Source organism: Bradyrhizobium sp. GW821-FHT13H05 (genome assembly GCF_058804065.1).
The window spans coordinates 114,351-136,308 of sequence record NZ_JBXAPO010000010.1 but is presented as its reverse complement, the minus strand read 5'-3'; the positions used below and the strand labels follow the sequence as shown (position 1 = coordinate 136,308).

Genomic DNA, 21,958 nt, shown 5'->3' with positions numbered 1-21,958 from the left:
GCCACGCCGTGGCGGTGGCAACGGCGCCAAGGCGCCTTTGCTCGCCCTACGGGATCAACCCTACTCCCGGCGGCCCTGGACCCACTGCTCCAGCATTTGCAGGCACATGGCGCGGTCGTCGTCGGAGGATTTGGCGAAGGCGCGGTTATAGCTTTCCTTGATCCAGGTCTCTTCGCTACCGGCGCTGTCACGCGCCAGCGTCAGCCACATCAGGCCGCGCGCGGCCTGCCTCGGCACCCGATCGCCGTTGAACAGCATCTGGCCGAGCAGCGCCTGGGCCTCATGCTGGCCCTTCTGGGCGGCAAGGCCGAGCCAGCGCGCCCCATAGCGGAAGTCTTCGCGCGAGGCGTCCGGGGTCTTCAGGTACAGCCGGGCGAGATCGTACTGCGCATCCGCGTTGCCGAAATAGGAGGCCGCATAGGAGAACATCTCCCGCGCCCTATCAGGATCGGCCTTGATCTTCGAGTTCGGGATGCCGCTCAGATAGTAACGGCCGAGCGCAACGAAGGCATTGGCCACGACCTGCGCCTGCGGCGCGGACGGGCTGTCGTCGGCATGCGCGTTGGCGATGCGGCTGAAATATTCGAAGGCGCGCACATCGTCCTGGGCGACGCCGTCGCCATTGGCGTACATGCGGCCGAGCTTCCACTGCGCGATGGGATGGCCGCCCTCGGCGGCATATTGCAGGGCGCTGAGCGAGGTTTCCTGGGGCGCGGCCACCGGAGCCGTCCTGCTGCGCACGGTCGGCGCGGCGCCCGGCAAGGTGGTCACGACAGGGAGGGCTGCGTCCTTGTTGACCGGCGCGCCGTCAAAGGCGAACGCCGGCGCAGCCAGCGCACTGGCCCCCAACACAAACGCAACTATGGCACGCCTAGATGTCCGCATAGCACTGTTTCTCGTGCGCGCCGCCCGGATGGGTCACTGCCCCCCCGACCGCTGGTCCAACCTGCTGAGCATATTTCCAGAGCGCGCCCGTCGTGTGGTTAGTCGCGCGAGCGCTCCATTTGGTCTTGCGCTGGGCAAGCTCCTGGTCGCTCAATTTTACGTTAAGGGTACCGACGTCCGCGTCGATCTCGATGATGTCGCCGTCCTCGAGCAGCCCGATCGGGCCGCCAATGGCAGCTTCCGGGCCGACATGGCCGATGCAGAATCCGCGGGTCGCGCCGGAGAAGCGACCGTCGGTGATGAGCGCAATCTTGCCGCCCATGCCCTGCCCGGTCAGCGCCGCGGTGGTCTGGAGCATTTCCCGCATGCCGGGGCCGCCCTTGGGGCCCTCGTAGCGGATCACAATGACTTCGCCTTCTTTGTAGGTGCGCTTCTGGACCGCCTCGAACGCGTCCTCCTCCCGGTCGAAGCACCTGGCCGGACCGGTAAACTTGAGGTTGGACATTCCCGCGACTTTCACGATCGCACCTTCTGGCGCCAAATTGCCCTTCAGACCGACCACACCGCCAGTGACGGTGATGGGCTTGTCTGCCGGGTGCACCACGTCCTGGTGCGGATTCCATTTCACGCTTTTGAGGTTTTCGGCGATCGTTCGACCGGTGACCGTAATGCAGTCGCCGTGGAGAAATCCGTTGTCGAGCAGCGTCTTCATCAGAAGCGGTATGCCACCTACTTCAAACATGTCTTTGGCGACATAACGGCCACCCGGCTTCAAATCCGCGACATAAGGTGTCTTTTTGAAGATTTCCGCGACATCGAACAGGTCGAACTTGATGCCGCACTCATGTGCGATCGCCGGCAGGTGCAGCGCAGCATTGGTCGAGCCACCCGAGGCCGCGACCACGGCGGCGGCATTCTCCAGCGCCTTGAGGGTGACGATGTCGCGCGGCCGAATGTTCTGGGCGATCAGGTCCATCACCTTCTCGCCGGCGGTCATGCAGAAGGCATCGCGGATCTCGTATGGTGCCGGAGCACCGGCCGAGTAAGGCAGCGCAAGGCCGATTGCCTCGGAGACGGTCGCCATGGTGTTGGCGGTGAACTGCGCGCCGCAGGCGCCCGCCGAGGGGCACGCCACGCGCTCGATCTCGTCGAGGTCCTCGTCCGACATGGCGCCGACCGAGTGCTTGCCGACGGCTTCGAACATGTCCTGCACGGTGACCTGCTGCCCGCGGAAATTGCCGGGCAGGATCGAGCCGCCATAGATGAAGATCGAGGGCACGTTGAGGCGGACCATCGCCATCATCATGCCCGGCAGCGACTTGTCGCAGCCGGCGAGCCCAACGAGGGCGTCATAGGCGTGGCCGCGGACGGTCAGCTCGACCGAGTCGGCGATGCATTCACGCGACGGCAGCGAGGAGCGCATGCCGTCATGGCCCATGGCGATGCCGTCGGTCACGGTGATGGTGCAGAATTCGCGCGGCGTGCCGCCGGCGGACGCGACGCCCTTCTTCACGGCCTGCGCCTGGCGCATCAGCGAGATGTTGCAGGGCGCGGCCTCGTTCCAGCACGAGGCGACGCCGACGAAGGGCTGGTGGATCTGCTCGGTGGTCAGACCCATGGCGTAGAAGTAGGAGCGATGGGGCGCGCGCGAGGGGCCTTCCGTCACGTGACGGCTCGGCAGCCTCTGCTTGATGTTGGTCTTCGCGTCCATCGCAAACCAGTTTCCCCGGCGAACCCTTTCAGACCCGAAAAATCAGAGCCAAGATTTGAATCGACCCTGGGATTTCCCGTCGCCGCTGAAGGACTGCCGCTGCCCCTAAAACATTAGAGCGATTTTATTCATGTTCGGGTGTGGCCAAAAAGCGGCGGCGATGCGAACGACCCGTGATGAGGGTTAAATCCACCGCGAGTGTTGCGCAGACGGCACAATCGTTACCGGGAAGACACGGGTTGGCTTACTAAGATACCCTCACAAATATGACAATCCACAACTTGAGATTTCCAGGCGGGTGCGGCGCTCCCAACTTTCTCTTCAACGGCCACGCGCGCGCAAGTGAGTCGGTGCGCCCCTTGTCACGTTGCCACTCCCTCTCGTGTCCCGGACAAGCGGCAGCGCGTCAGCGTGGTGGCGCAGAGGCGGCCCCAGAAGCCACGGATAGCGCTCTCGGGGAGACAGGGGCCCCGGCCAGCCCGCACCCTCTCGCGCACGACGCTGCCGCGTCCACCGCAACCCGGCTCGCATATCGTGGCGACGTACGATCGCCCCTCAAGGATGAGCCGGAATGGGCGACACATGCGCCATTTCCGAATTTCGGTGTAGCGGAATATTTTGCCAATGGGGATTGACGCCAATGCAGGTGTTTTGCCCGACGGGCTACGAGGACGCCTCGCCTCGGCATTCTTGACTTATATAGGGTACCCCCCTATGTTATGGTCATGTCCCATACGGTCAAACACAAGTCGAAGCTCATCGGCCGCGTCCGGCGCATCAAGGGGCAATTGGAGGCGGTCGAGCGCGCCCTAGAATCCGAGATCGGCTGCGCCGATGTCCTGATGCTGGTGGCTTCGGTCAAGGGCGCGATCAGTGGCCTCACCACCGAGCTGCTGGAGGATCACATCCGCCACCACGTCGTGGATCCCGCGCACGAAAAGGATCCGGAGAAGGCCAAGGGCGCCGCCGACCTCATCGACGTCGTCCGAACCTATTTGAAGTAACTGACATGATCGACCTGTCTCAACTGCTCCAGCAGAGCAGCGCACACGCTTGGCTGTTCGTGCCCAGCGCCATCCTGCTCGGCGCGCTGCACGGCCTCGAACCCGGTCATTCCAAGACCATGATGGCCGCCTTCATCGTGGCCATTCGCGGCACCGTGCTGCAAGCGGTGCTGCTCGGACTGTCGGCCACGATCTCGCACACGGCCGTCGTCTGGGCCGTCGCGCTCGCAGGGCTTTACTTCGGCGCGCAATGGTCCGGCGAGCGCAGCGAGGCCTACCTGCAGCTGGCCTCCGCCGTGATCATCATCGGCATCGCAGGATGGATGATCTGGCGGACCTGGCGCGACCAGCACGCCGAACACGATCACCACCATCATGACGAGGCGCAGCAGGTCGCGCTGAACGGTCGGACCTTGTCGATCGAGGTGTTCGAGGACGGCGTGCCGCCACGCTGGCGTGTTCGCGACGAGCGGGGCGCGCCGATCGATCCGGCCGACCTCGTGCTGATTACGATCCGCCCCGACGGCGCCGAGCAGTCTTTCCGCTTCGTCGCACGCGAAAACTATCTCGAAAGTACCGAGGACATTCCCGAGCCGCACGCGTTCAAGGTCCGCGTGAGACTGGACGGCAACGCGGCAGAGCTCGTCTTCGAGGAACACGACCACGCGCATATGGACCTCGGCGACGAGGACGACGCCCATGCGCGCGCCCACGCCGCCGACATCCGCAAGCGCTTTGCCGGCCGCACCGTCACGACCGGGCAGATCATCCTGTTCGGCCTGACCGGCGGATTGATCCCCTGCCCGGCCGCGATCACCGTGCTGCTGCTCTGCATCCAGCTGAAACAGTTCAGCCTCGGTTTCGCACTGGTGCTCTGCTTCGGCATCGGACTTGCGATCACGATGGTGTCGGCGGGCGTGCTGGCTGCGCTCAGCCTGCGGCATGTCGAGCGCCACTGGAACGGCTTCAGCCGCTTCGCCCATCGTGCGCCCTATGTCTCGGCGGCGCTGATCGTCGCCGTCGGACTCTACACCGGATGGATCGGCCTGCAAGAAGTCATCTCATGACCCGCCACCGGCTTCGCCGGGCTGCAAGATCACGCAATCCGGCGCAGCGCTGCCACAGCATATCGTCTCGCAGCCGCGGACCAGCGCAGCCATTGTCGCCTCCAGCGCGCGCAGCTCCGCGATCTTCGTCCTGATCGCTCCAAGATGCTTCTCCGCAAAACTCTTCGTTTCGCTACACGGCAACCGCCGCCGTACCGACGCGAGCAGTTCGCGCGTCTCGTCGATCGAGAAATCGAGATCGCGGCAATGCCTGATGAGGCGGATCACCCCGAGAGCTTCTTCGCCATAGACGCGCTGGCCGCCCTGGCGCGCTGGCGGCGCCAGCAAGCCGATGCTCTCGTAATAGCGGATGGTCGGGACCGAGAGGCCGGCCGCCTTGGCGAGGACGCCAATTCTCATGGAAGCTCTCACTTTTCGCTTGAACCTCAAGTGGCTTGAGGGCGTAGCGATCGGATCCATGACGCACAAGCATGAGGAGAATCACATGAGCGTTATTGGGCCGTCCTGCACTCTTCCGTCCGCGACATCGCCAGGATGCGGCTGCGCGGCCAAGACCGAAACGGGCGGGAGCAAGGCCGCGGGCACAGCGGTTGCGACGGCGGTTGTCGCCGCAGCCTGTACGGCGTGCTGCGTACTCCCCTTCACGTTGCCTGCGGTCGTGCTCGCCAGCGCCGGGAGCCTGATTGCCGTGCTCGATCACGCACACGGGCTGATGACGAAGCTTTCGATCGCAATCGTGCTCTGCGCATGGGGCTGGATCATCTGGCGATCGCGGACGAGCGGTCTGAAAATCCGATCGTCGGTGCTGGCTGCAATGTGCGTTGCGACCGTTCTGACCGCGACGGCGGCGCTGTGGCCGGTGATGGAGCCCGCCGTCTTTCACGCGCTCGGGGTCACCAAGAAGTCGAAGCCGCCGGCCGGCTGATGGACGGGCTTGCGATCTTCGGACTGCAATCTGTCAGCGCGATGCTGCTCTTCTGCGCGCTCGAGCCGCGCGGGCCACATTATGTGCTGGCCTTCGCAGCGCCGTGCGCGCTCAGTGCGACTTACCCGCCCCTAGCTAGGCGTGCTCCCGCTCCGCGCAAGTCCGGATCACCGCCCGCTCACCGGCATCGACGAGCTGACCGATTCCGGTCCTGCCTGCGAGCGCGCAGCGAATGATGTTTTCGGCAACCGACCTGCGGAAGCCGTGGTCTTCGCCGCGAGGGCGATTGCGGCAGATCCGATCCAGCGCCAGCTTCATGTTGATCCGTGTACGGGTGTCGAAATGCTCGCTGATCATTCGCCCAGCCTCGATTGCGTGGATGTCCGGGGCGGAAACGCCTGGACGTAGGCCGGGTTCCAAAATGGGATCGCGCAATGTCCGGGCCGCTTACGTCCGCCCTCTCACGCGCTGCGCCTGGGCCCAGGCGATAGCGACGTCGCGCGGCGGGATGTCGATGCGCCGGATCGGCGTCAACTCGCCCGAGGCGGAGACGATTGCGGTCTCCTCACGACGGCATCGCGGGCACACGAAGCGAACCTCGTGCGGCTGCGCCGACCAGCTCGCACGCTTGACGTTGGCCGCCATCGGCCAAGCCTCGCAATGCGAGCATGACACCAGAAACCGCCCGGGATCGAGCATACCCATTCCATCGGACTCCACGTCCTTGCCCACGCCTTCAATGATTATCTCATGCAATTCGTTCCGGTGCGGAAGCACCGCCGGCCTTTGATCCGCCGAGCGTGGCAGGCGGTTCCGTAGCGGTCCATCCTTCGAGACGCCCGCTTCGCGAGCCCTCAGGATGAGGTCTTGCTTCGCGACAACATCTTGGACCCTCATGGCGAGGAGCCCGCCAAAGCGGGCGTCTCGAACCATGAGGCCGAGCGCCTTCCGCAGCGCTCACGCTTCGTCGGCGATCCCGTTGCGGAGCAGGCAGGTCGCGTCGACCGGGACGATGGCGGCAGGAGATGGCGCCGTTGCGATCCGTGCAACGCGCTCCGGTCAGTCGCTCAATGTGCGCCCTTGAGCGTGCAAGACGTGGTGCAGGTGACCGTGTTGCCGTGGTCACACGCCTTGCAGGCGGCCACGCACTGGCTCATGTCGCGGGGATTGTAGGAGCTGTAATTCCGGGCCGGACAGGCTGCGGTCGAGCCCGTGATGTCCTGCTCCTGATTGCAGGCCGCAATCATGAGCGCGAGGATGAGAACCGCAAGAACACGCATGGGATCGCCCTGCAAAAGCCAACGTCAAAGCGACGTTCCCAAGGGCACGTTGCGCTGCAACGAACCCCGGCATTCCCATCGCGAGGAACGAGCCACATGGCGTACCCCCGCATCCAGACCAAGGATGCGCGCCAAACGTTAAAAACGGCTTTCAACCGCGCGGCCCCGCAATGGTTCCACGCATCATGCAGCCGTTTGCATGTCCGAGGCTTACGTCAAGCCTTAGGCAGGTCTTCTAAGCCGCCGCCCTCGTCGCAACCGCGCGCCGCGTCTCGTTCGCGAGCTCGTAATAATGCTCGGCGAGCTTGAGATAGAATTCGCGCTTGGTGCTGTCGGTGGCGAGCTTGGCGATCAGCTCGCATTCGGCGGTGAGCGTCTCGAACCGTTCCAGCCTGTCCTCAAGTTCTGTCATCGGCGTGTCCCCATCAAACGCCTCAAGGACATTAAACCTAAGCCCGGGAAATAGGTCACGGCCAACATCGTTATGGGATAGAATCAATTATTCTAGGGCGGCCCGGCTATTTGCTGTCCATCCGCCAGGCTCCGTCCCAATCGGCCGCCGGCGGGTCCGCCTCAAACTGCGCGGTACGGGCGAGCATGGTACGGGACGGGCCGTCGCCGGGGACGCTCTCCAGCGCGGCGTTGAAGGCGGCGCGGGCATCGGCGAAGCGGCGCTCGCGATAGGCGGCAAGGCCCTCGGCATAGTGCTTTCTCAGGCCGTCTTGCGCTCCCGTCAGCGCACCCGCCTTGCCCATCACCTCGAAGATGGCTTGCGGCGCGTTCTGGCCGGCGACCGCCAGGCGATCGATCTCGCGCAGCTCGAGATGTGAGCCGATCGCATCCGCCGTCGCCTGCGCGATCAGGATGCGGGTGCCATAGACCTTGTTGACGGCTTCCAGCCGCGAGGCGAGGTTCACGGCATCGCCCATCACGGTGAAGCTCATCATCAGCTCGGAGCCGATGCTGCCGGTCAGGACCTCGCCGGTGGCGATACCGATGCGCAAGTCGCACGGCGCCGGCATGGCGCGGATGCCCAGGAGATCCGGCAACTGCTTCTGAAGCGCCGGCACCTGGTCGGCCATCTCGATGGCGGCGAAGCAGGCGAGCAGCGCCGGCTCGTCCTCCTCGATGAAGGGCGGGCCCCAATAGGCCATGATGGCGTCGCCGATATATTTATCGATGACGCCGCGGTGGCTCCTGATCGGAGCCGACATCACCGTGAAATAGTGATTCATCACCTTGACGAGGCCGCGCGGGGTCATGCCTTCGCTCATCGAGGTGAAGCCGCTCATGTCGGAGAACATGATGGTCATCACCCGGCGCTGGCCGTCGATTGCGACCTCGGGTCGGTCGATCAGGCCCTGCACCACCTTGGGATCGATGTAGCGGCCGAAGGTCTCGCGGATGCGCTCGTTGTGCCGGAGCTGCTCGATCATGCGGTTGAAGGCGGCGGCGAGCTCGCCGATCTCGTCCTTGGTCGAGACGGCGATGGTCTTGTCGAAGCGGCCGGCCTCGACCTCGCGGGTACCGGCGAGCAACAGCCGCACCGGGCGCGTGATGCCGCCGGAGACCAGCAGTGCAAAGGCGAAGCCGACAATTGCGGCGAGCGCGGTCACGACGCCTGAAACGATGATCGCCTGGCGCTGGTGCCTGATCACCTGCGACGTCGAGACGAAAACCTGCTTGAGCATGTCGGCGCGGATCGCATCGATCTTCTGATTGAACTGGTCGCGGATGGCATCGATATGCTCCAGCGCGCCGCGGGCCTCCGCCATCTGCTTGGCGTCGATCTGCTTGAGGAGCTTTGCGTGGTCCTCGTTCATATCGCGGCGCAGCTCGGTGACGGCAGTCTCGATCCGGATCTCGATCCGCGCCAGCGCGGCATTGTCCGACGGCGTGCGGGTATCGTCGATGATCGCGTTGATGTGCTTGCGCGCGCCCTCGGCCTCCTCCTCGATCTTGCGATCCGCCTCTTCGAATTCGTGAAACCGCGCCGCATAGCCCTCCTCGTCCGAGGACGCCTGCATCTTCATCATGATCATCCGCCGCAGCGCCACCGACCGCTCAAGCGAGCGGATGTTGGCGCGGGCCAGATCGCCATAGGCCGGGATGTAGCGGTTGGTCAGCTCGTCCAGGAGGACGCCGACCTGGCTCGACATCACCATCGACAGGATCGAGGTGACCAGCATCAGGACGATCAATCCGAGGGCGATGCCGACGATCTTGCGCCGGATCGACTGGTTGAAAAGCGGCATGGGTGCGGGGGCAAAGGCTCAAAGGACGGCTCGGGAACTCAATACACCGGATTTCGGCCCGGGAACACGCGCAATCTGACCGATCGCGACGCCCTGAGCCATGCGCAACCGTCGCGCGAGCCTTATTCGTTAACAAAGGTTAAAAGCCTCTGCTCTATTCCCCGTTGCAGGAGTTCCCGGGCTCCATCCGTATTTTGCCGCATTGTTGCGACAGCGTGACAAATGCGAAACGATGCCGTGGCATCGTTTTCGATGCACTTTGATTCTCGAGCCGCATGTCGTCGCGGACTTTGGTTTGTACTGGTTTCGCAGGGGGACCACGGAATGAACCAGTGCCTACGCTCGCTCGCGTGTGTCGTTGCCATGGCCGCTGTGGCCTTTCTCCCAACCGAGCTGGCGGCGAAGAGCAGTCACAAATCGTCCGCGCCGAAGAAGACGCATGAGGCCAAAGCCGGCAAGCAGCGCCATGCTGCGGCTGGCAAGCACGGCAAGCATGCCGAGGCCAAGCGCAAAACGAAGAAGGACGACGACGAAGCCTCGGACAAACCGGCAGCGCCTCCGCTGACCGGCGACCTTGCCGCGCTGAAGGACGCCATCGATCTCGCGCGCAAGGGCAAGACCGACGACGCCACTGCCGCACGCGAGCGCATTGCCGATCCGGCCGGGCAGAAGCTCGCCGACTGGTTCATGCTGCGTCATTCCGAGAGCACGGCACCTTTCAAGCGCTACGCCGCCTTCCTCGCCGCCAATCCGGACTGGCCGAGCAGCGCCCTGCTTCGCCGCCGCGCCGAGGCGCGGCTGTGGCAGGAGAAGACCGACGCGGCCACCGTGCACAAATTCACGATGGACCGTCCGACCAGCGCCAAGGGCAAGTTCGCGCTCGCCCGCGTGCTGCTGACTGAAGGCGACAGCGACAGGGCTACGCGTCTGGCGCGCGAGGCCTGGCGCACGGACGAATTGTCCGAACGCAGCGAAGAAGATTCCTACGAGGTGTTCCGCGATCTCCTCACCGCCGACGACCATCGCGCCCGCATGGACAAGCGGCTCGGCGCCAAGGACTATGCCGGCGCAAGGCGCGCGGCAAAGCGGCTCGGCGAGGATGCGCTCGCGATCGTCAAGGCCTGCGCCGCGGTCACCGGCAAGGCCAACAAGGCCAAGGACTATCTCGAGGATGTTTCGGCCGAAGCCCGCCGCGATCTCGGCTATGTCCTCTGCCGCGCACAATGGCATCTCCAGAACGATCGCATCGACGACGCAGCCGAGGTGATCCTCGCTGCTGCGCCCGACACGATGGCGGCGCAGGACACCGATGCGTGGTGGCGTGAGCGCCGCCTGCTGGCGCGAAAGCTGCTCGACCAGGGCAAATTCAGAACGGCCTATGATGTGGTCCGCACGGCAGCGGTGCCGGCGATGGAGGTCTATCGCGTCGATTACCATTTCATGTGCGGCTGGATCGCGCTGCGCTATCTTAACGATCCCAAGATGGCGATGGTGCATTTCGCAGCGATCGACGAAGGCTCGCCCAATCCGCTCGCGCTGTCGCGCGCCCATTACTGGCGCGGCCGTGCTGCGGAAGCGATGGGTGCATCGTCCGACGCGCGCCAGAGCTATCAGGCGGCAGCGCGATATCCGACCGCCTATTACGGCCAGCTCGCCCGCGCCAGGCTAGGCCTCGACCGCATCGAGCTGCGTCCGCCCTCGCCCGTGCTGGCCGCGGCCGACACGCCGCCCTCGGACGAGCGCGTACGCGCTGCCGACATGCTCTACGGCATCGGCGAGCGCGACACGGTGCTCTATTACGCCGAGGATCTTGCCAAGGAGAGCACCGACGTCGCAGCGCTCGAAGGCCTCGGCGAGCTCGCCGGCCGTCGCAACGATGCGCGCGTCATGCTGGAGGTCGGCAAATCGGCGTTGGCGCGCGGCCTCGCGCTCGACCATTACGCCTTCCCGACCATCGGCATTCCCGAGCACAAGCAGCTCGCGCCCGCGATCGAGACCAGCGTGATCTATTCGGTGGCCCGCACCGAAAGCTCGTTCGACCAGCGCGACAAATCGGCCGCCAACGCGGTCGGCCTGATGCAGGTGACGCCGGAAGCGGGCCGCGATACCGCAAAGCGCTTCGGCCTGACCTATGACTGGGACAAGATGGTCTCCGATCCCGTCTACAACACGCAGATGGGCGCGGCCGAGCTCAGCGCCTTGCTATCGGAATATCGCGGCAACCAGATCATGACCTTCGCCGGCTACAATGCCGGCCGCGGCCGCGTGCGCGAATGGGTCCAGGCGCGCGGCGATCCCCGGGATCCCAAGGTCGATCCGGTCGACTGGGTCGAGCGCATCCCGCTCTCGGAGACGCGCAACTACGTCCAGCGCGTGATAGAGAACGTGCTGGTCTACCGCGCAAGGTTCGAGAGCAGCGGCGTGGTCGCCGGCAAGAGCGACCAGCGTGTGGTGACGAAGGATGCTGCCGCCGTAGCGACGCCGGTGGGATTTACGGGAGCGGACTAGGTTACGTCGGCATCCACTCTATCCCCTCATCCCGAGCAGCCTCATTCCACCTTGATGTTCGCCGCCTTGATCATCGGCCACCACTTTGCGATCTCGGCCTTTTGCCGCGCGCCGAGCGCTTCGGGGGTGAGCTGATCCTGCGGCGTCATCTCGAGGCCCTGGCTTTCAAGCTGCTTCTTCACCGCGGGATCGTTCAGCGCTTCCACGGCCGCCGCGTTCAGCTTGGTGACGATCTCCTTCGGCGTGCCCTTGGGTACCCACATCCCTGACCACAGCGTCATGTTGAAGCCTTTCAGCCCCGCCTCCTCCGCGGTCGGGATGTCGGGCGCGGACGCGAGGCGCTTGTCATCGGTGACGGCGTAGGCGCGGATGGTGCCGGCGCGAACCTGGTTGATGGAGTTGGAGGTCTGGTCGACGATGACGTCGATCTGACCCGCGATCAGATCGTTCAGCGCGGGCGCGGTGCCGCGATACGGCACGTATTGCAGCTTGATGCCGCTGACGCTCTCGAAATAGACGCCGGCGATGTGGCTGCCGGAGCCCGCGCCGGCCGTTCCGGCGGTCGCCGGCGACGGTCGCGATTTCAGCCAGTCCAGCAGCTCCTTGAGCGAGGTCGCGGGCACCGCGTTCTTGCTGACCACGATCATCGGGTTGCTCGGCAGCAGCACCACGGGTGCGAGATCGGCGACGAGGTCGTAGTTGAGCTTGTAGACGGCGCCGTTGGCGACGTGGGTGCCGAGGTGGCCGAAGGAGATGGTGTAGCCGTCCGGCGGTGATTGCACGGCGCGCCCGACGCCGATCGAGCCGCCGGCGCCGGTGACGTTCTCGATCACCAGGGGTTGGCCGAGCGTCACGCGCATCCGCTCGGCCAGCACGCGCGCCATCGCGTCCGACGGGCCACCGGCCGCGAACGGCACGATGACGGTGATGGGATGCGAGGGATAATCGTCGGCGCGCACGGCACCGGTGAGAGCGAGAATACCGATCAGCCCGGCCCAGATGGCCTTCCTCATTGCACTCTCCCCAGCGATATCATTCTTGTTTTTATCTCTTCCCGCGTACGGGAAGAGAGATCGTTCGTGAAGAGACGAAATGACGCGCTAGAACTGCGAATAGTCGATCGGCTTGTGGCGATCGAGCGTGCGCGTGACCGGCGGCAGCGGGTATTTCAGGCCGGTCGCGCAGTTGAACAGCATCACGCGGTCACCCTTCGAGACGCGGCCGTCGGCAAGGCTGTCCTTGTAGGCGGCGTAGGTCGCGGCGCCCTCGGGACAGAGCAACAGCCCCTCCTCGCGTGCGACCTCGTTCAGTGCAGCCGTGATCTTGTCGTCGTCGACGGCAATCGCAAAGCCCTTGCTCTCGCGCACGGCGCGCAGAATGAGAAAATCGCCGATCGCCTGCGGCACGCGGATCCCGGATGCGATGGTGTGGGCGTCCTCCCAGCGCGTGGCGTGCTCGGTGCCGGCCTCATAGGCGCGCACCATCGGCGCACAGCCGGAAGCCTGCACCGCGACCATCCGCGGGCGCTTGCTTCCGATGAAGCCGATCTTCTCCAGCTCGTCAAAAGCCTTCCACATGCCGATCAGACCGGTGCCGCCGCCGGTGGGATAGAAGATCACGTCGGGCACGTCCCAGCCGAGCTGCTCGGCAAGCTCCAGGCCCATCGTCTTCTTGCCTTCAATGCGGTACGGCTCTTTCAGCGTCGAGGTGTCGAACCAGCCGACCTTGGCCTTGCCCTCGCCGACGATCTTGCCGCAATCGTCGATATAGCCGTTGACGCGGTAGACGGTCGCGCCCTGGAGCTCGATCTCGCTGACATTCACTTCCGGCGTATCGGCCGGGCAGAAGATCGTGGTCTTGATGCCGCAGGAGGTCGCATAGGCCGCGAGCGCAGCACCGGCATTGCCGTTGGTCGGCATTGCCATGTGCTTGACCCCGAGCGCCTTGCCCATCGACACCGCCATGACGAGGCCGCGCGCCTTGAACGAGCCGGTTGGCAGGCGTCCCTCGTCCTTGACGATGATCTCGCCGCCGCCGAGCTTCTTCCCGAGCTTCGGCAGCCGGATCAGCGGCGTCGTCACCTCGCCGAGCGAGACGATGTCCTGGCATTTGCGCACCGGCAGCAGCTCGCGATAGCGCCACATGTCGGCCGGGCGCTGGGCGAGCGCATCCTTGGTGAGCGCCTTCTTCACACCGGCGAGGTCGTAGCGCACAAGAAGCGGCTTGCCGGCCTTGGAGAGGTTGTGGACCTGGTCGGCGGCATAATGATCGCCTTCCATCGCGCATTCCAGATGCGTGACGAAGGTCGGGCGTTCGATGGTGAGGTTGTCGTTGTCGTGCATGGGGTGATTTCCTTCTTATTTTGCAACCGGCTCTCTCTGCTCGTCATTGCGAGCGCAGCGAAGCAATCCAGAATCCTTCCGCAGAGGCAGTCTGGATTACTTCGCTTCGCTCGCAATGACGGCGGTGGACGGCGCCGCCGTCCAATCGTCAAATATTCAGCACCCGCCCATACGCATCCAGCACGGCTTCCTTCATCATCTCCGACAGGGTCGGATGCGGGAATATCGTGTGCATCAGCTCTTCTTCCGTCGTCTCCAAATTCATCGCGACGACGTAGCCCTGGATCAGCTCGGTCACCTCGGCGCCGACCATGTGGGCGCCCAGCAGCTGACCGGTCTTCTTGTCGAAGATCACCTTCACCAGACCCTGGTCCTCACCGAGCGCAATGGCCTTGCCATTGCCGACAAAGGGGAAGCGGCCGACGCGGATCTCGCGGCCGTTCTCCTTGGCCTTGGCTTCGGTCAGACCGACCGAGGCAACCTGCGGGTTGCAATAGGTGCAGCCGGGGATCAGGAGCTTGTCCATGGGATGCGGATGCAGGCCCTTGATGGCCTCGACGCAGACCACGCCCTCATGCTCGGCCTTGTGGGCGAGCATCGGAGGACCGGCGACGTCGCCGATGGCGTAGATGCCGGGGATGTTGGTCTTCCCGTAGCCGTCGATCACGATGCAGCCGCGGTCGGTCTTCACCCCCAGCTTTTCGAGGCCGAGATTCTCGATGTTGCCGACCACGCCGACCGCCGAGATCACGCGTTCGAACTCGGTGGTGACAGGCTTGCCCTTGCCGTCGTCGATGGTGGCGACGACGCTGTCGGCCTTCTTCTCCAGCTTGGTCACCTTGGTCGAGGACATGATCTTGATGCCCTGCTTCTCCAGGCGCTTGCGCGCAAGGCCGGCGATCTCGGCGTCCTCGACGGGCAGGATCTGCGGCAGCACCTCGACCACGGTCACCTCGGAGCCCATGGTGTGGAAGAACGATGCGAACTCGATGCCGATCGCGCCGGAGCCGACCACCAGCAGCGACTTCGGCATCTTCTCAGGGACCATCGCTTCGAAGTAGGTCCAGATCAGCTTCTTGTCGGGCTCAAGCCCGGGCAGCACGCGCGGCCGCGCGCCAGTCGCGACGATGATGTGTTTTGCCTGGTAAGCCCCCTCGCCGAGCGTTCCCTTGGGACCCTCGACGTCGGATTTCTTGACGGTGACCTTGCCGGGCGCGTCGATCGTGGCGTTGCCCCAGATCACGCTGACCTTGTTCTTCTTCATCAGGAAGCCGACGCCGTCGTTCAGCCGCTTGGAGACGCCGCGCGAGCGCTGCACCACGGCCTTCGGATCGAACGAGACGTTATCGGCCGACAGGCCGTAATCCTTGGCGTGCTGCATGTAATGGTAGATCTCGGCCGATCGCAGCAGCGCCTTGGTCGGGATGCAGCCCCAGTTCAGGCAGATACCGCCGAGATACGACTTCTCGACGATCGCGACCTTGAAGCCGAGCTGGGCGGCACGGATCGCGGTGACATAACCGCCGGGACCGGAGCCGATGATGATGATGTCGAAGGATGTATCGGCCATGCTGTGCGCTCGTTCTCGTTCCAACCGGCCTCAATGTTCGAGACCGTCATTGCGAGGAGCTCTTGCGACGAAGCAATCCAGTCTGCCGGTGACGTCCTGGATTGCTTCGCTTCGCTCGCAATGACGACGCGAATTCTCACACCATCATCATGACGGGGTTTTCGATCAGCTGCTTGAACGCGCCGATCAGCTCGGCGCCGAGCGCGCCGTCGATGGCGCGGTGATCGCAGGAGAGCGTTACGCTCATCATGTTCGCGATCTCGATCTTGCCGCCGCGCACCACGGGGCGTTCCTCGCTGGTGCCGACCGCCAGGATGGTCGCATGCGGCGGGTTGATCACGGCGGTGAAGTGGCTGATGCCGAACATGCCGAGGTTGGAGACGGCGGTGGTGCCGCCCTGGTACTCTTCCGGCTTCAGCTTGCGCGAGCGGGCGCGGGCGGCAAAATCCTTCATCTCGTTGGAGATGGTCGAGAGCGTCTTGGTCTCGGCCTTGCGGATGATCGGCGTGATCAGGCCGCCGGGCATCGCCACGGCGACGCCGACGTCGGAATGGTGGTGCTTGACCATGCCGCTTTCGGTCCAGCTGACATTGCAGTTCGGGATCTTCTGCAGCGCGACCGCCATCGCCTTGATGACGAAGTCGTTGACCGAGATCTTGTAGAGCGGCTTCTTCTCCTTGTCCTTGGGAGCAGCCGCATTGATCTCCTCGCGCGCGGCGAGCAGCTTGCCGATGTCGCAGTCGATGGTGAGATAAAAGTGCGGGACGTTCTGGATCGAGGCGGTCAGGCGCTGCGCGATGGTACGGCGCATGCCGTCATGCGGGACGACGTCGTAGGAGCCCGGCTCGAACAGCGACAGGATCTGCTTGTCCGACATGGTCGGCGCGATCGAGGGCGCAGAGGACGGCGCCGCGGCGGGTGCCTTGAGGCCCTTGCCGGACTTGGCTTGCTCGACGTCGCGCGCCACCACACGGCCATGCGGGCCGGTGCCCGTGACCATCGACACATCGATGCCGGCATCCTTGGCGAGACGGCGTGCCAGCGGCGATGAGAACACGCGGCCGCCATGGCCGTTGCTCTGCGCAGCAGGTGCTGCGGCCTGCGGCGCGGGTGCGGCCTTGGGCGCAGCAGGCGCAGGAGCCGGTGCAGCAGCAGGAGCTTCAGCAGCCTTCGGCGGCGCAGCTGAAGCGCTCGGTTTCGCTGCGCCAGCCGCCTTCACGTCCTCGCCTTCGCCGGCGAGCACCGCGATCACGTCATTGACCGGAACGTCCTGCGTTCCCTCGGGCACCAGAATCTTGGCGATCGTGCCCTCGTCGATGGCTTCGACCTCCATGGTGGCCTTGTCGGTCTCGATCTCGGCGATGACGTCGCCGGATTTGACCTTGTCGCCTTCCTTCTTCAGCCACTTGGCGAGGTTGCCCTTCTCCATCGTCGGCGAGAGCGCGGGCATCAGGATGTTGATGGGCATGCTGACCTCAAGACAAACTTTGCAAAACGCCGTCTCCAGAAGCGAAGACGAACGGACCAGATTTAGTTGCCGATGTCGCCTTGCCAGAGGCGCTCATTGGCAGGGATGGAACGCCAATTCTTCATCATGGTGATGGAGCGGTCGTCGGCAAGGTCGATCCAGGGGATTCCGAACTTGTCGAGAATGTCCTTGGATCCCTCGAAGGTGACGGATTCCCCGATCACCACCAGCTTGACCTTGAACAAAGCGAGCGCGCCGGCACACATCGAGCATGGCGACAGCGTGGTGTACATGATTGTGTCGTGGAACGAGATCGCGCCGGCCTCGCGCAGGCAGCTCATCTCGCCGTGCAGAATCACGTTGTTTTCCTGCACGCGGTTGTTATGGCCGCGGGCGATGATCTTGTTGTCGCGCGTCAGCACGGCGCCGATCGGCAGGCCGCCTTGCGCAATCGAGTCCTGCGCCTCGCGGATCGCCTCCAGCATGAAATCGAAGTGATAGGATTCGATCGTCACTGTCAGTGCCCCTTCCCGCGCGGCGTCGTGGTGCCGGTGTCGGTGGGACGCTCGATCTCGGCCTGGAACATCTCGAGGATCCGGTTCAACGCGTCCTCCTCGGTATACTCGCTTTCGCGCGAATAGGCGCGCGCGGCGTGGCGGGCAAGATCGACCAGCAGCAGGCCCCACATGTCGGGCTCCTCGAAGGCGCGCTGGAACGCCATCGACAGCCCGCCGTCCAGCACGAATACGCGCAGGATCTCGACCGCATCGTCGCGGGCGAGGACGTCGGGTGGCAATGGCTGCTCCTTCGGGCCCGCCATGGTCTACCTGTAGCAGACGGCTTTGGCAGCCTCGACCACTTCAGCCGCCGAGGGCAGCGCGAGCTTCTCCAGGTTCGCCGCATAAGGCATCGGCACGTCCTTGCCCGAGACGCGGGTTACAGGCGCGTCCAGATAGTCGAAGGCGTTCTCCATGATGCGCGCTGCGATCTCGGCGCCGACGCCGCTCTGGGCCCAGCCCTCTTCCACCGTGACGGCGCGGCCGGTCTTCTTGACGGAGTTGATGATGGTCTCGGTGTCCATCGGCCGCAGCGTACGCAAATCGATCACCTCGGCCTCGATGCCCTCCTTGGCGAGCTCGTCGGCAGCCTTCAGCGCATAGGTCATGCCGTTCGACCAGGAGATGAGGGTGACGTGGCTGCCGGTGCGCACGATGCGCGCCTTGCCGATCGGGATCACGAAATCGTCGAGCTTGGGCACTTCGCCGGTGTGCCCGTACAGAACCTCGTTCTCGAGGAAGATCACCGGATTGGGATCGCGGATCGCCGCCTTGAGCAGGCCCTTGTAATCGGCGGCCGAGAACGGCGCGACGACCTTGAGGCCCGGAACGCTCGAATACCAGGCCGAGTAGTCCTGGCTGTGCTGGGCGGCGACGCGCGCAGCCGCGCCGTTCGGCCCGCGGAACACGATCGAGCAGCCCATCTGGCCACCGGACATATAGAGCGTCTTGGCCGCGGAGTTGATGATCTGGTCGATCGCCTGCATGGCGAAGTTGAAGGTCATGAACTCGACGATCGGCTTCAGCCCGGTCATGGCAGCACCGACGCCGACGCCGGCAAAGCCGTGCTCGGTGATCGGGGTGTCGATGACGCGCTTGGCGCCGAACTCCTGGAGCAGCCCTTGCGTGACCTTGTAGGCGCCCTGATATTCGGCGACCTCTTCACCCATCACGAAGACGTCGGCGTCGCGGCGCATCTCTTCGGCCATGGCATCGCGCAGCGCTTCGCGGATGGTTTGGGTTACCATCTCGGTGCCGGCGGGCACTTCCGGATCGGGCTCTGCAACGGCTTGCGGCGCAGGTGCGGCCTTGGGCGCGGGTGCTTCAGCCTTTGCGGCGGCAGGCGGCGCAGACTCCGCAGCCTTCGCGGCCGGTGCAGGGGCCTTCGCAAGATCAGCGGCGCTCTCGCCATCGGCGAGAATGGTCGCAATCGGCGTGTTCACCGCGACGTCGGCGGTGCCCTCGGGGATCAGGATCTTGCCGAGCGTACCCTCGTCGGTCGCCTCGACCTCCATCGTCGCCTTGTCGGTCTCGATCTCGGCGATCACGTCGCCGGACTTGATCGTCTCACCCTCTTTTTTCAGCCACTTGGAAAGGTTGCCCTTCTCCATCGTGGGCGACAACGCGGGCATCAGCACTTGAATTGGCATATCGACTCCAAAAGAAAGCTTGCGCGCGTTCAGCGGTAAATGTCGGTCCAGAGCTCGGCGGCATCCGGCTCGGGATCATGCTGGGCAAAGTCGGCGGAGGCGTTGACGATGTCGCGCACCTCGGCGTCGATCGCCTTGAGGTCGGCCTCGCTGACCTTCGCCGCCAACAGGCGGTTGCGCACCTGCTCGATCGGGTCCTGGTCGTGGCGGACCTTCTCGACCTCCTCGCGCGTGCGGTACTTCGCGGGGTCGGACATCGAGTGGCCGCGATAGCGGTAGGTCTGCATTTCCAGGATCATCGGCCCCTTGCCGGCGCGGCACCAGGCGGCAGCCTCGTCACCCGCAGCCTTCACCGCGCGGACATCCATGCCGTCGACCTGCAGGCCGGGGATGTTGAAGGACGCACCGCGCTTGGAGAAATCCTGCTGCGCCGATGCCCGCGAAACCGCGGTGCCCATGGCATAGCGGTTGTTCTCGATGACGTAGATCACCGGCAGCTTCCAGAGCTCCGCCATGTTGAAGCTCTCATAGACCTGGCCCTGGTTGGCCGCGCCGTCGCCGAAATAGGTGACGCTGACATTGCCGTTGCCGCGATAGTTGTTGGCGAAGGCGAGACCCGTTCCGAGCGAGACCTGGGCGCCGACGATGCCGTGACCGCCGTAAAAGTGCTTCTCCTTGCTGAACATGTGCATGGAGCCGCCCTTGCCCTTGGAATAGCCGCCGCGGCGTCCCGTGAGCTCGGCCATGACGCCGTTGGCCTCCATGCCGGTGGCGAGCATGTGACCGTGATCGCGATAGCCGGTGATGACCTGATCGCCCTGCTTCAGGGCCATCTGCATGCCGACCACCACGGCCTCCTGGCCGATATAGAGGTGGCAGAAACCGCCGATCGCGCCCATGCCATAGAGCTGGCCGGCCTTTTCCTCGAACCGCCGGATCAGGAGCATGTCGCGGAGCGCCTTGAGCTCCTGCTCCCTGGTGAATTCCGGGGGCGAACCGCCGTCGATCTTGTCCTGTGCAGTGCTTGCGGCGGCTTTCTTGGGTGCGGCCATAGGAATTCCGGGTCAGAGAAAACTTCAGCCCTCTCTAACCCAAGTCAAACGCCCTTGGAAAGCACCGCGGCGACATGGCACGACTTTCATTATGCCGCACTGCAACGTGGCCGAAACTTTGCAAAACCTTTGGGCTTGATCAGGCAACTTTAGCTCACCCGTCAACGAAGGGGCTGCAAGCAGCCGACGCAAGCAAATTCGGGCACGTTGATCCGCGGGTCCGAGCCCCCGCGCGTGCCCGATTCGCAGTGCCGCCTCACCAGCCCAGCTCGCGCAAATACGCTGCACGGGCAGCAATGCCGGTATGCGTGAAGTCGGTGAACACCCCATCCACGCCGAGGCGGAAGAATTTGAGATATTCAAGGCTGGGATCGCCGCGATAGTCGGCAGCCAGATATTTCCTTTCGTTCCGGAACGTGAAGACATGCACGAACAGGCCAAGCTTGTGCGCATCGGCGACAAGGCTGGTTGCATCCTGCGTCGAAGCCTCCGGCGTCGATCCCTTGAAGGGCGTGCCGTCGGAATTGCTGTCCTTCCACGGCGCGATCTTGAGCGGAACGATGTAAGCCTTCCACGGACCGATGCCATCGGCATAGGTCTTGATCTCCGCCAGGCCCTCGGGGGTCAGCATCGCATCGTACAGGCGCGCATCGCCCTGTAGCGTCCAGTCGAACGGACGCGAATTTGTGATGTTGTTGAGCAGGACCTTGCCGGTCTTGAAGTCGATGCCGTTGCCATCGATGAGCTGGACCTGCCGCGTCTCCAGCCCATGGCTGCGCATATATTTCAGGCTGCCGGGCTCGAAGCTCTGAACAAGGATGGGGGCCTCCTTGGTGTTGAGGCCGTTGTCCTTGATGATCTTGATCAGGGCGTCCTCGAGCGGGTGGCTTCCGGGCGCGCCGCAGCCATTGGCGATCGCCTGAGCATTGTTCCAGGTCGGATTCTTGGTTTCGGGATAGACGAGGATGGGACGCGCCGTCTCCTTGCTCCTGGCCTTGGCGATGTCGATGACGTCCTGGAAACTGATGACCGGGAATTTGCCGTTGAAGACCTTTGGCCGTTCGTTGGCCGCATCATAGGTGGTGCCACCGATCCAGCTCTTCAGCTCCGCCATGGTGAAGTCGGTAATCGACCAGTCGTTGGTATGGTCCTCGCCATCGACGATCAGTGACTTCAGCACCGATTTTGGATCGGCCGGGTCGGTGAGATCCGTGAGGTAGTCAGCAGGCACGCCGGGGGAAGACGGGGCCTTGACGCGCACACCTGATACCGTGCGCTTGCGCACCGCCACGGCCGCATTGGTCTTCGCGACCTCGGCGATATTGGTGTTGTCGGCCAGCCAGGGGTTGTGACGCACCACCAGGACGCAGTCCTTGGTCAGATGCAGGTCCTCTTCGAGCGCGTCGGTTCCGAGCGCCGCGGCGAGATCATATGAGGCCTCGGTCTCTTCAGGCACCAGCCCGGGCACGCCGCGATGTCCGAGGATCAGCGGTGGCTTTCCATCAACGGTCAGGAAGTGCTTCGCGCCGACCGGCGTCGAACCGGTCTGTGCGCAGGCCAATGATAGCGGGAGGAATGCCAAGGCTGCCGCGCCGAGCAGCATCGCTCCAACATGTGCCTTCCGCGAATGACTGATCTTCATGGCCGAGCCTCCGTCTGTGCCTGGCATCGTCTCCGATGCCGCA

Annotated in this window: 21 protein-coding genes; 4 read left to right on the top strand and 17 right to left on the bottom strand. The window is 64.3% G+C overall.

Features of this window, described 5'->3' with window-relative positions; all coding sequences use genetic code 11:
- Positions 1-60: 60 nt before the first annotated feature.
- Positions 61-885, bottom strand: a complete 825-nt coding sequence (locus AC1RR3_RS26910; RefSeq protein WP_492826297.1) for a tetratricopeptide repeat protein — start codon at positions 883-885, stop codon at positions 61-63.
- Positions 872-2,596: a dihydroxy-acid dehydratase gene (ilvD, locus tag AC1RR3_RS26905; RefSeq protein WP_492826295.1), complete on the bottom strand. Its 1,725-nt coding sequence runs from the start codon at positions 2,594-2,596 to the stop codon at positions 872-874. The genes AC1RR3_RS26910 and ilvD overlap by 14 nt, the downstream gene beginning before the upstream one ends.
- Positions 2,597-3,321: 725 nt before the next feature.
- Here ilvD and AC1RR3_RS26900 point away from each other — a divergent pair.
- Both AC1RR3_RS26900 and AC1RR3_RS26895 read left to right on the top strand, forming a co-directional pair.
- Positions 3,322-3,600 (top strand): metal/formaldehyde-sensitive transcriptional repressor, encoded by a 279-nt coding sequence (locus AC1RR3_RS26900; RefSeq protein ID WP_492826293.1) that lies wholly within the window; start codon positions 3,322-3,324, stop codon positions 3,598-3,600.
- A 5-nt stretch (positions 3,601-3,605) separates the two neighbouring features.
- The gene (locus AC1RR3_RS26895) at positions 3,606-4,667 is read left to right on the top strand and encodes a nickel/cobalt efflux transporter (protein ID WP_492826291.1); all 1,062 of its coding nucleotides are present in this window, start codon (positions 3,606-3,608) and stop codon (positions 4,665-4,667) included.
- On the opposite strand, the gene AC1RR3_RS26890 is transcribed toward AC1RR3_RS26895, so the two are convergent.
- On the bottom strand, positions 4,662-5,066 hold the full coding sequence (locus tag AC1RR3_RS26890) for a MerR family transcriptional regulator (protein ID WP_492826289.1): 405 nt from the start codon (positions 5,064-5,066) through the stop codon (positions 4,662-4,664). The two genes, AC1RR3_RS26895 and AC1RR3_RS26890, sit on opposite strands and share 6 nt — an antisense overlap.
- 85 nt (positions 5,067-5,151) lie before the next feature.
- On the opposite strand from AC1RR3_RS26890, the gene AC1RR3_RS26885 reads away from it, so the two are divergent.
- On the top strand, positions 5,152-5,592 hold the full coding sequence (locus tag AC1RR3_RS26885) for a hypothetical protein (RefSeq protein ID WP_492826287.1): 441 nt from the start codon (positions 5,152-5,154) through the stop codon (positions 5,590-5,592).
- A gap of 135 nt (positions 5,593-5,727) precedes the next feature.
- On the opposite strand, the gene AC1RR3_RS26880 is transcribed toward AC1RR3_RS26885, so the two are convergent.
- From AC1RR3_RS26880 to AC1RR3_RS26860, 5 genes are all read right to left on the bottom strand, one after another.
- Positions 5,728-5,949 carry a hypothetical protein gene (locus AC1RR3_RS26880; RefSeq protein WP_492826285.1) on the bottom strand — a complete coding sequence of 74 codons (222 nt, stop codon included), beginning with the start codon at positions 5,947-5,949 and terminating at the stop codon, positions 5,728-5,730.
- Between the two features lie 90 nt (positions 5,950-6,039).
- On the bottom strand, positions 6,040-6,297 hold the full coding sequence (locus AC1RR3_RS26875; RefSeq protein WP_492826283.1) for a hypothetical protein: 258 nt from the start codon (positions 6,295-6,297) through the stop codon (positions 6,040-6,042).
- Between the two features lie 362 nt (positions 6,298-6,659).
- The gene (locus tag AC1RR3_RS26870; protein WP_492826281.1) at positions 6,660-6,872 is read right to left on the bottom strand and encodes a hypothetical protein; all 213 of its coding nucleotides are present in this window, start codon (positions 6,870-6,872) and stop codon (positions 6,660-6,662) included.
- Between the two features lie 235 nt (positions 6,873-7,107).
- A complete protein-coding gene (locus AC1RR3_RS26865; protein ID WP_492826280.1) occupies positions 7,108-7,284 on the bottom strand; it encodes a hypothetical protein in 177 nt (58 codons plus the stop codon).
- 106 nt (positions 7,285-7,390) lie between these two features.
- Positions 7,391-9,127, bottom strand: a complete 1,737-nt coding sequence (locus tag AC1RR3_RS26860; protein ID WP_492826278.1) for an adenylate/guanylate cyclase domain-containing protein — start codon at positions 9,125-9,127, stop codon at positions 7,391-7,393.
- A gap of 324 nt (positions 9,128-9,451) precedes the next feature.
- Between AC1RR3_RS26860 and AC1RR3_RS26855 the strand changes: the two genes are divergently transcribed.
- On the top strand, positions 9,452-11,635 hold the full coding sequence (locus AC1RR3_RS26855; RefSeq protein ID WP_492826276.1) for a lytic transglycosylase domain-containing protein: 2,184 nt from the start codon (positions 9,452-9,454) through the stop codon (positions 11,633-11,635).
- A gap of 41 nt (positions 11,636-11,676) precedes the next feature.
- On the opposite strand, the gene AC1RR3_RS26850 is transcribed toward AC1RR3_RS26855, so the two are convergent.
- The 9 genes from AC1RR3_RS26850 to AC1RR3_RS26810 all read right to left on the bottom strand — a co-directional run bounded on the left by AC1RR3_RS26850 (position 11,677) and on the right by AC1RR3_RS26810 (position 21,915).
- A complete protein-coding gene (locus AC1RR3_RS26850) occupies positions 11,677-12,648 on the bottom strand; it encodes a tripartite tricarboxylate transporter substrate binding protein BugD (protein ID WP_492826274.1) in 972 nt (323 codons plus the stop codon).
- A gap of 87 nt (positions 12,649-12,735) precedes the next feature.
- On the bottom strand, positions 12,736-13,977 hold the full coding sequence (locus AC1RR3_RS26845; RefSeq protein ID WP_492826272.1) for a threonine synthase: 1,242 nt from the start codon (positions 13,975-13,977) through the stop codon (positions 12,736-12,738).
- A 148-nt stretch (positions 13,978-14,125) separates the two neighbouring features.
- Positions 14,126-15,547, bottom strand: a complete 1,422-nt coding sequence (gene lpdA, locus AC1RR3_RS26840) for a dihydrolipoyl dehydrogenase (RefSeq protein ID WP_492826270.1) — start codon at positions 15,545-15,547, stop codon at positions 14,126-14,128.
- Positions 15,548-15,683: 136 nt separating this feature from the next.
- The gene (locus AC1RR3_RS26835) at positions 15,684-17,015 is read right to left on the bottom strand and encodes a pyruvate dehydrogenase complex dihydrolipoamide acetyltransferase (protein WP_492826268.1); all 1,332 of its coding nucleotides are present in this window, start codon (positions 17,013-17,015) and stop codon (positions 15,684-15,686) included.
- A gap of 62 nt (positions 17,016-17,077) precedes the next feature.
- Positions 17,078-17,530 carry a nucleoside deaminase gene (locus AC1RR3_RS26830; RefSeq protein WP_492826266.1) on the bottom strand — a complete coding sequence of 151 codons (453 nt, stop codon included), beginning with the start codon at positions 17,528-17,530 and terminating at the stop codon, positions 17,078-17,080.
- A 2-nt stretch (positions 17,531-17,532) separates the two neighbouring features.
- A complete protein-coding gene (locus AC1RR3_RS26825) occupies positions 17,533-17,835 on the bottom strand; it encodes a DUF5076 domain-containing protein (RefSeq protein WP_200467631.1) in 303 nt (100 codons plus the stop codon).
- 3 nt (positions 17,836-17,838) lie between these two features.
- A complete protein-coding gene (locus AC1RR3_RS26820) occupies positions 17,839-19,221 on the bottom strand; it encodes a pyruvate dehydrogenase complex E1 component subunit beta (RefSeq protein ID WP_492826264.1) in 1,383 nt (460 codons plus the stop codon).
- A gap of 29 nt (positions 19,222-19,250) precedes the next feature.
- Positions 19,251-20,273, bottom strand: coding sequence for a pyruvate dehydrogenase (acetyl-transferring) E1 component subunit alpha (gene pdhA / locus AC1RR3_RS26815; protein WP_492826262.1), 1,023 nt, complete (start codon positions 20,271-20,273; stop codon positions 19,251-19,253).
- A 256-nt stretch (positions 20,274-20,529) separates the two neighbouring features.
- A complete protein-coding gene (locus AC1RR3_RS26810) occupies positions 20,530-21,915 on the bottom strand; it encodes a glycerophosphodiester phosphodiesterase family protein (protein WP_492826261.1) in 1,386 nt (461 codons plus the stop codon).
- Positions 21,916-21,958 lie beyond the last annotated feature (43 nt).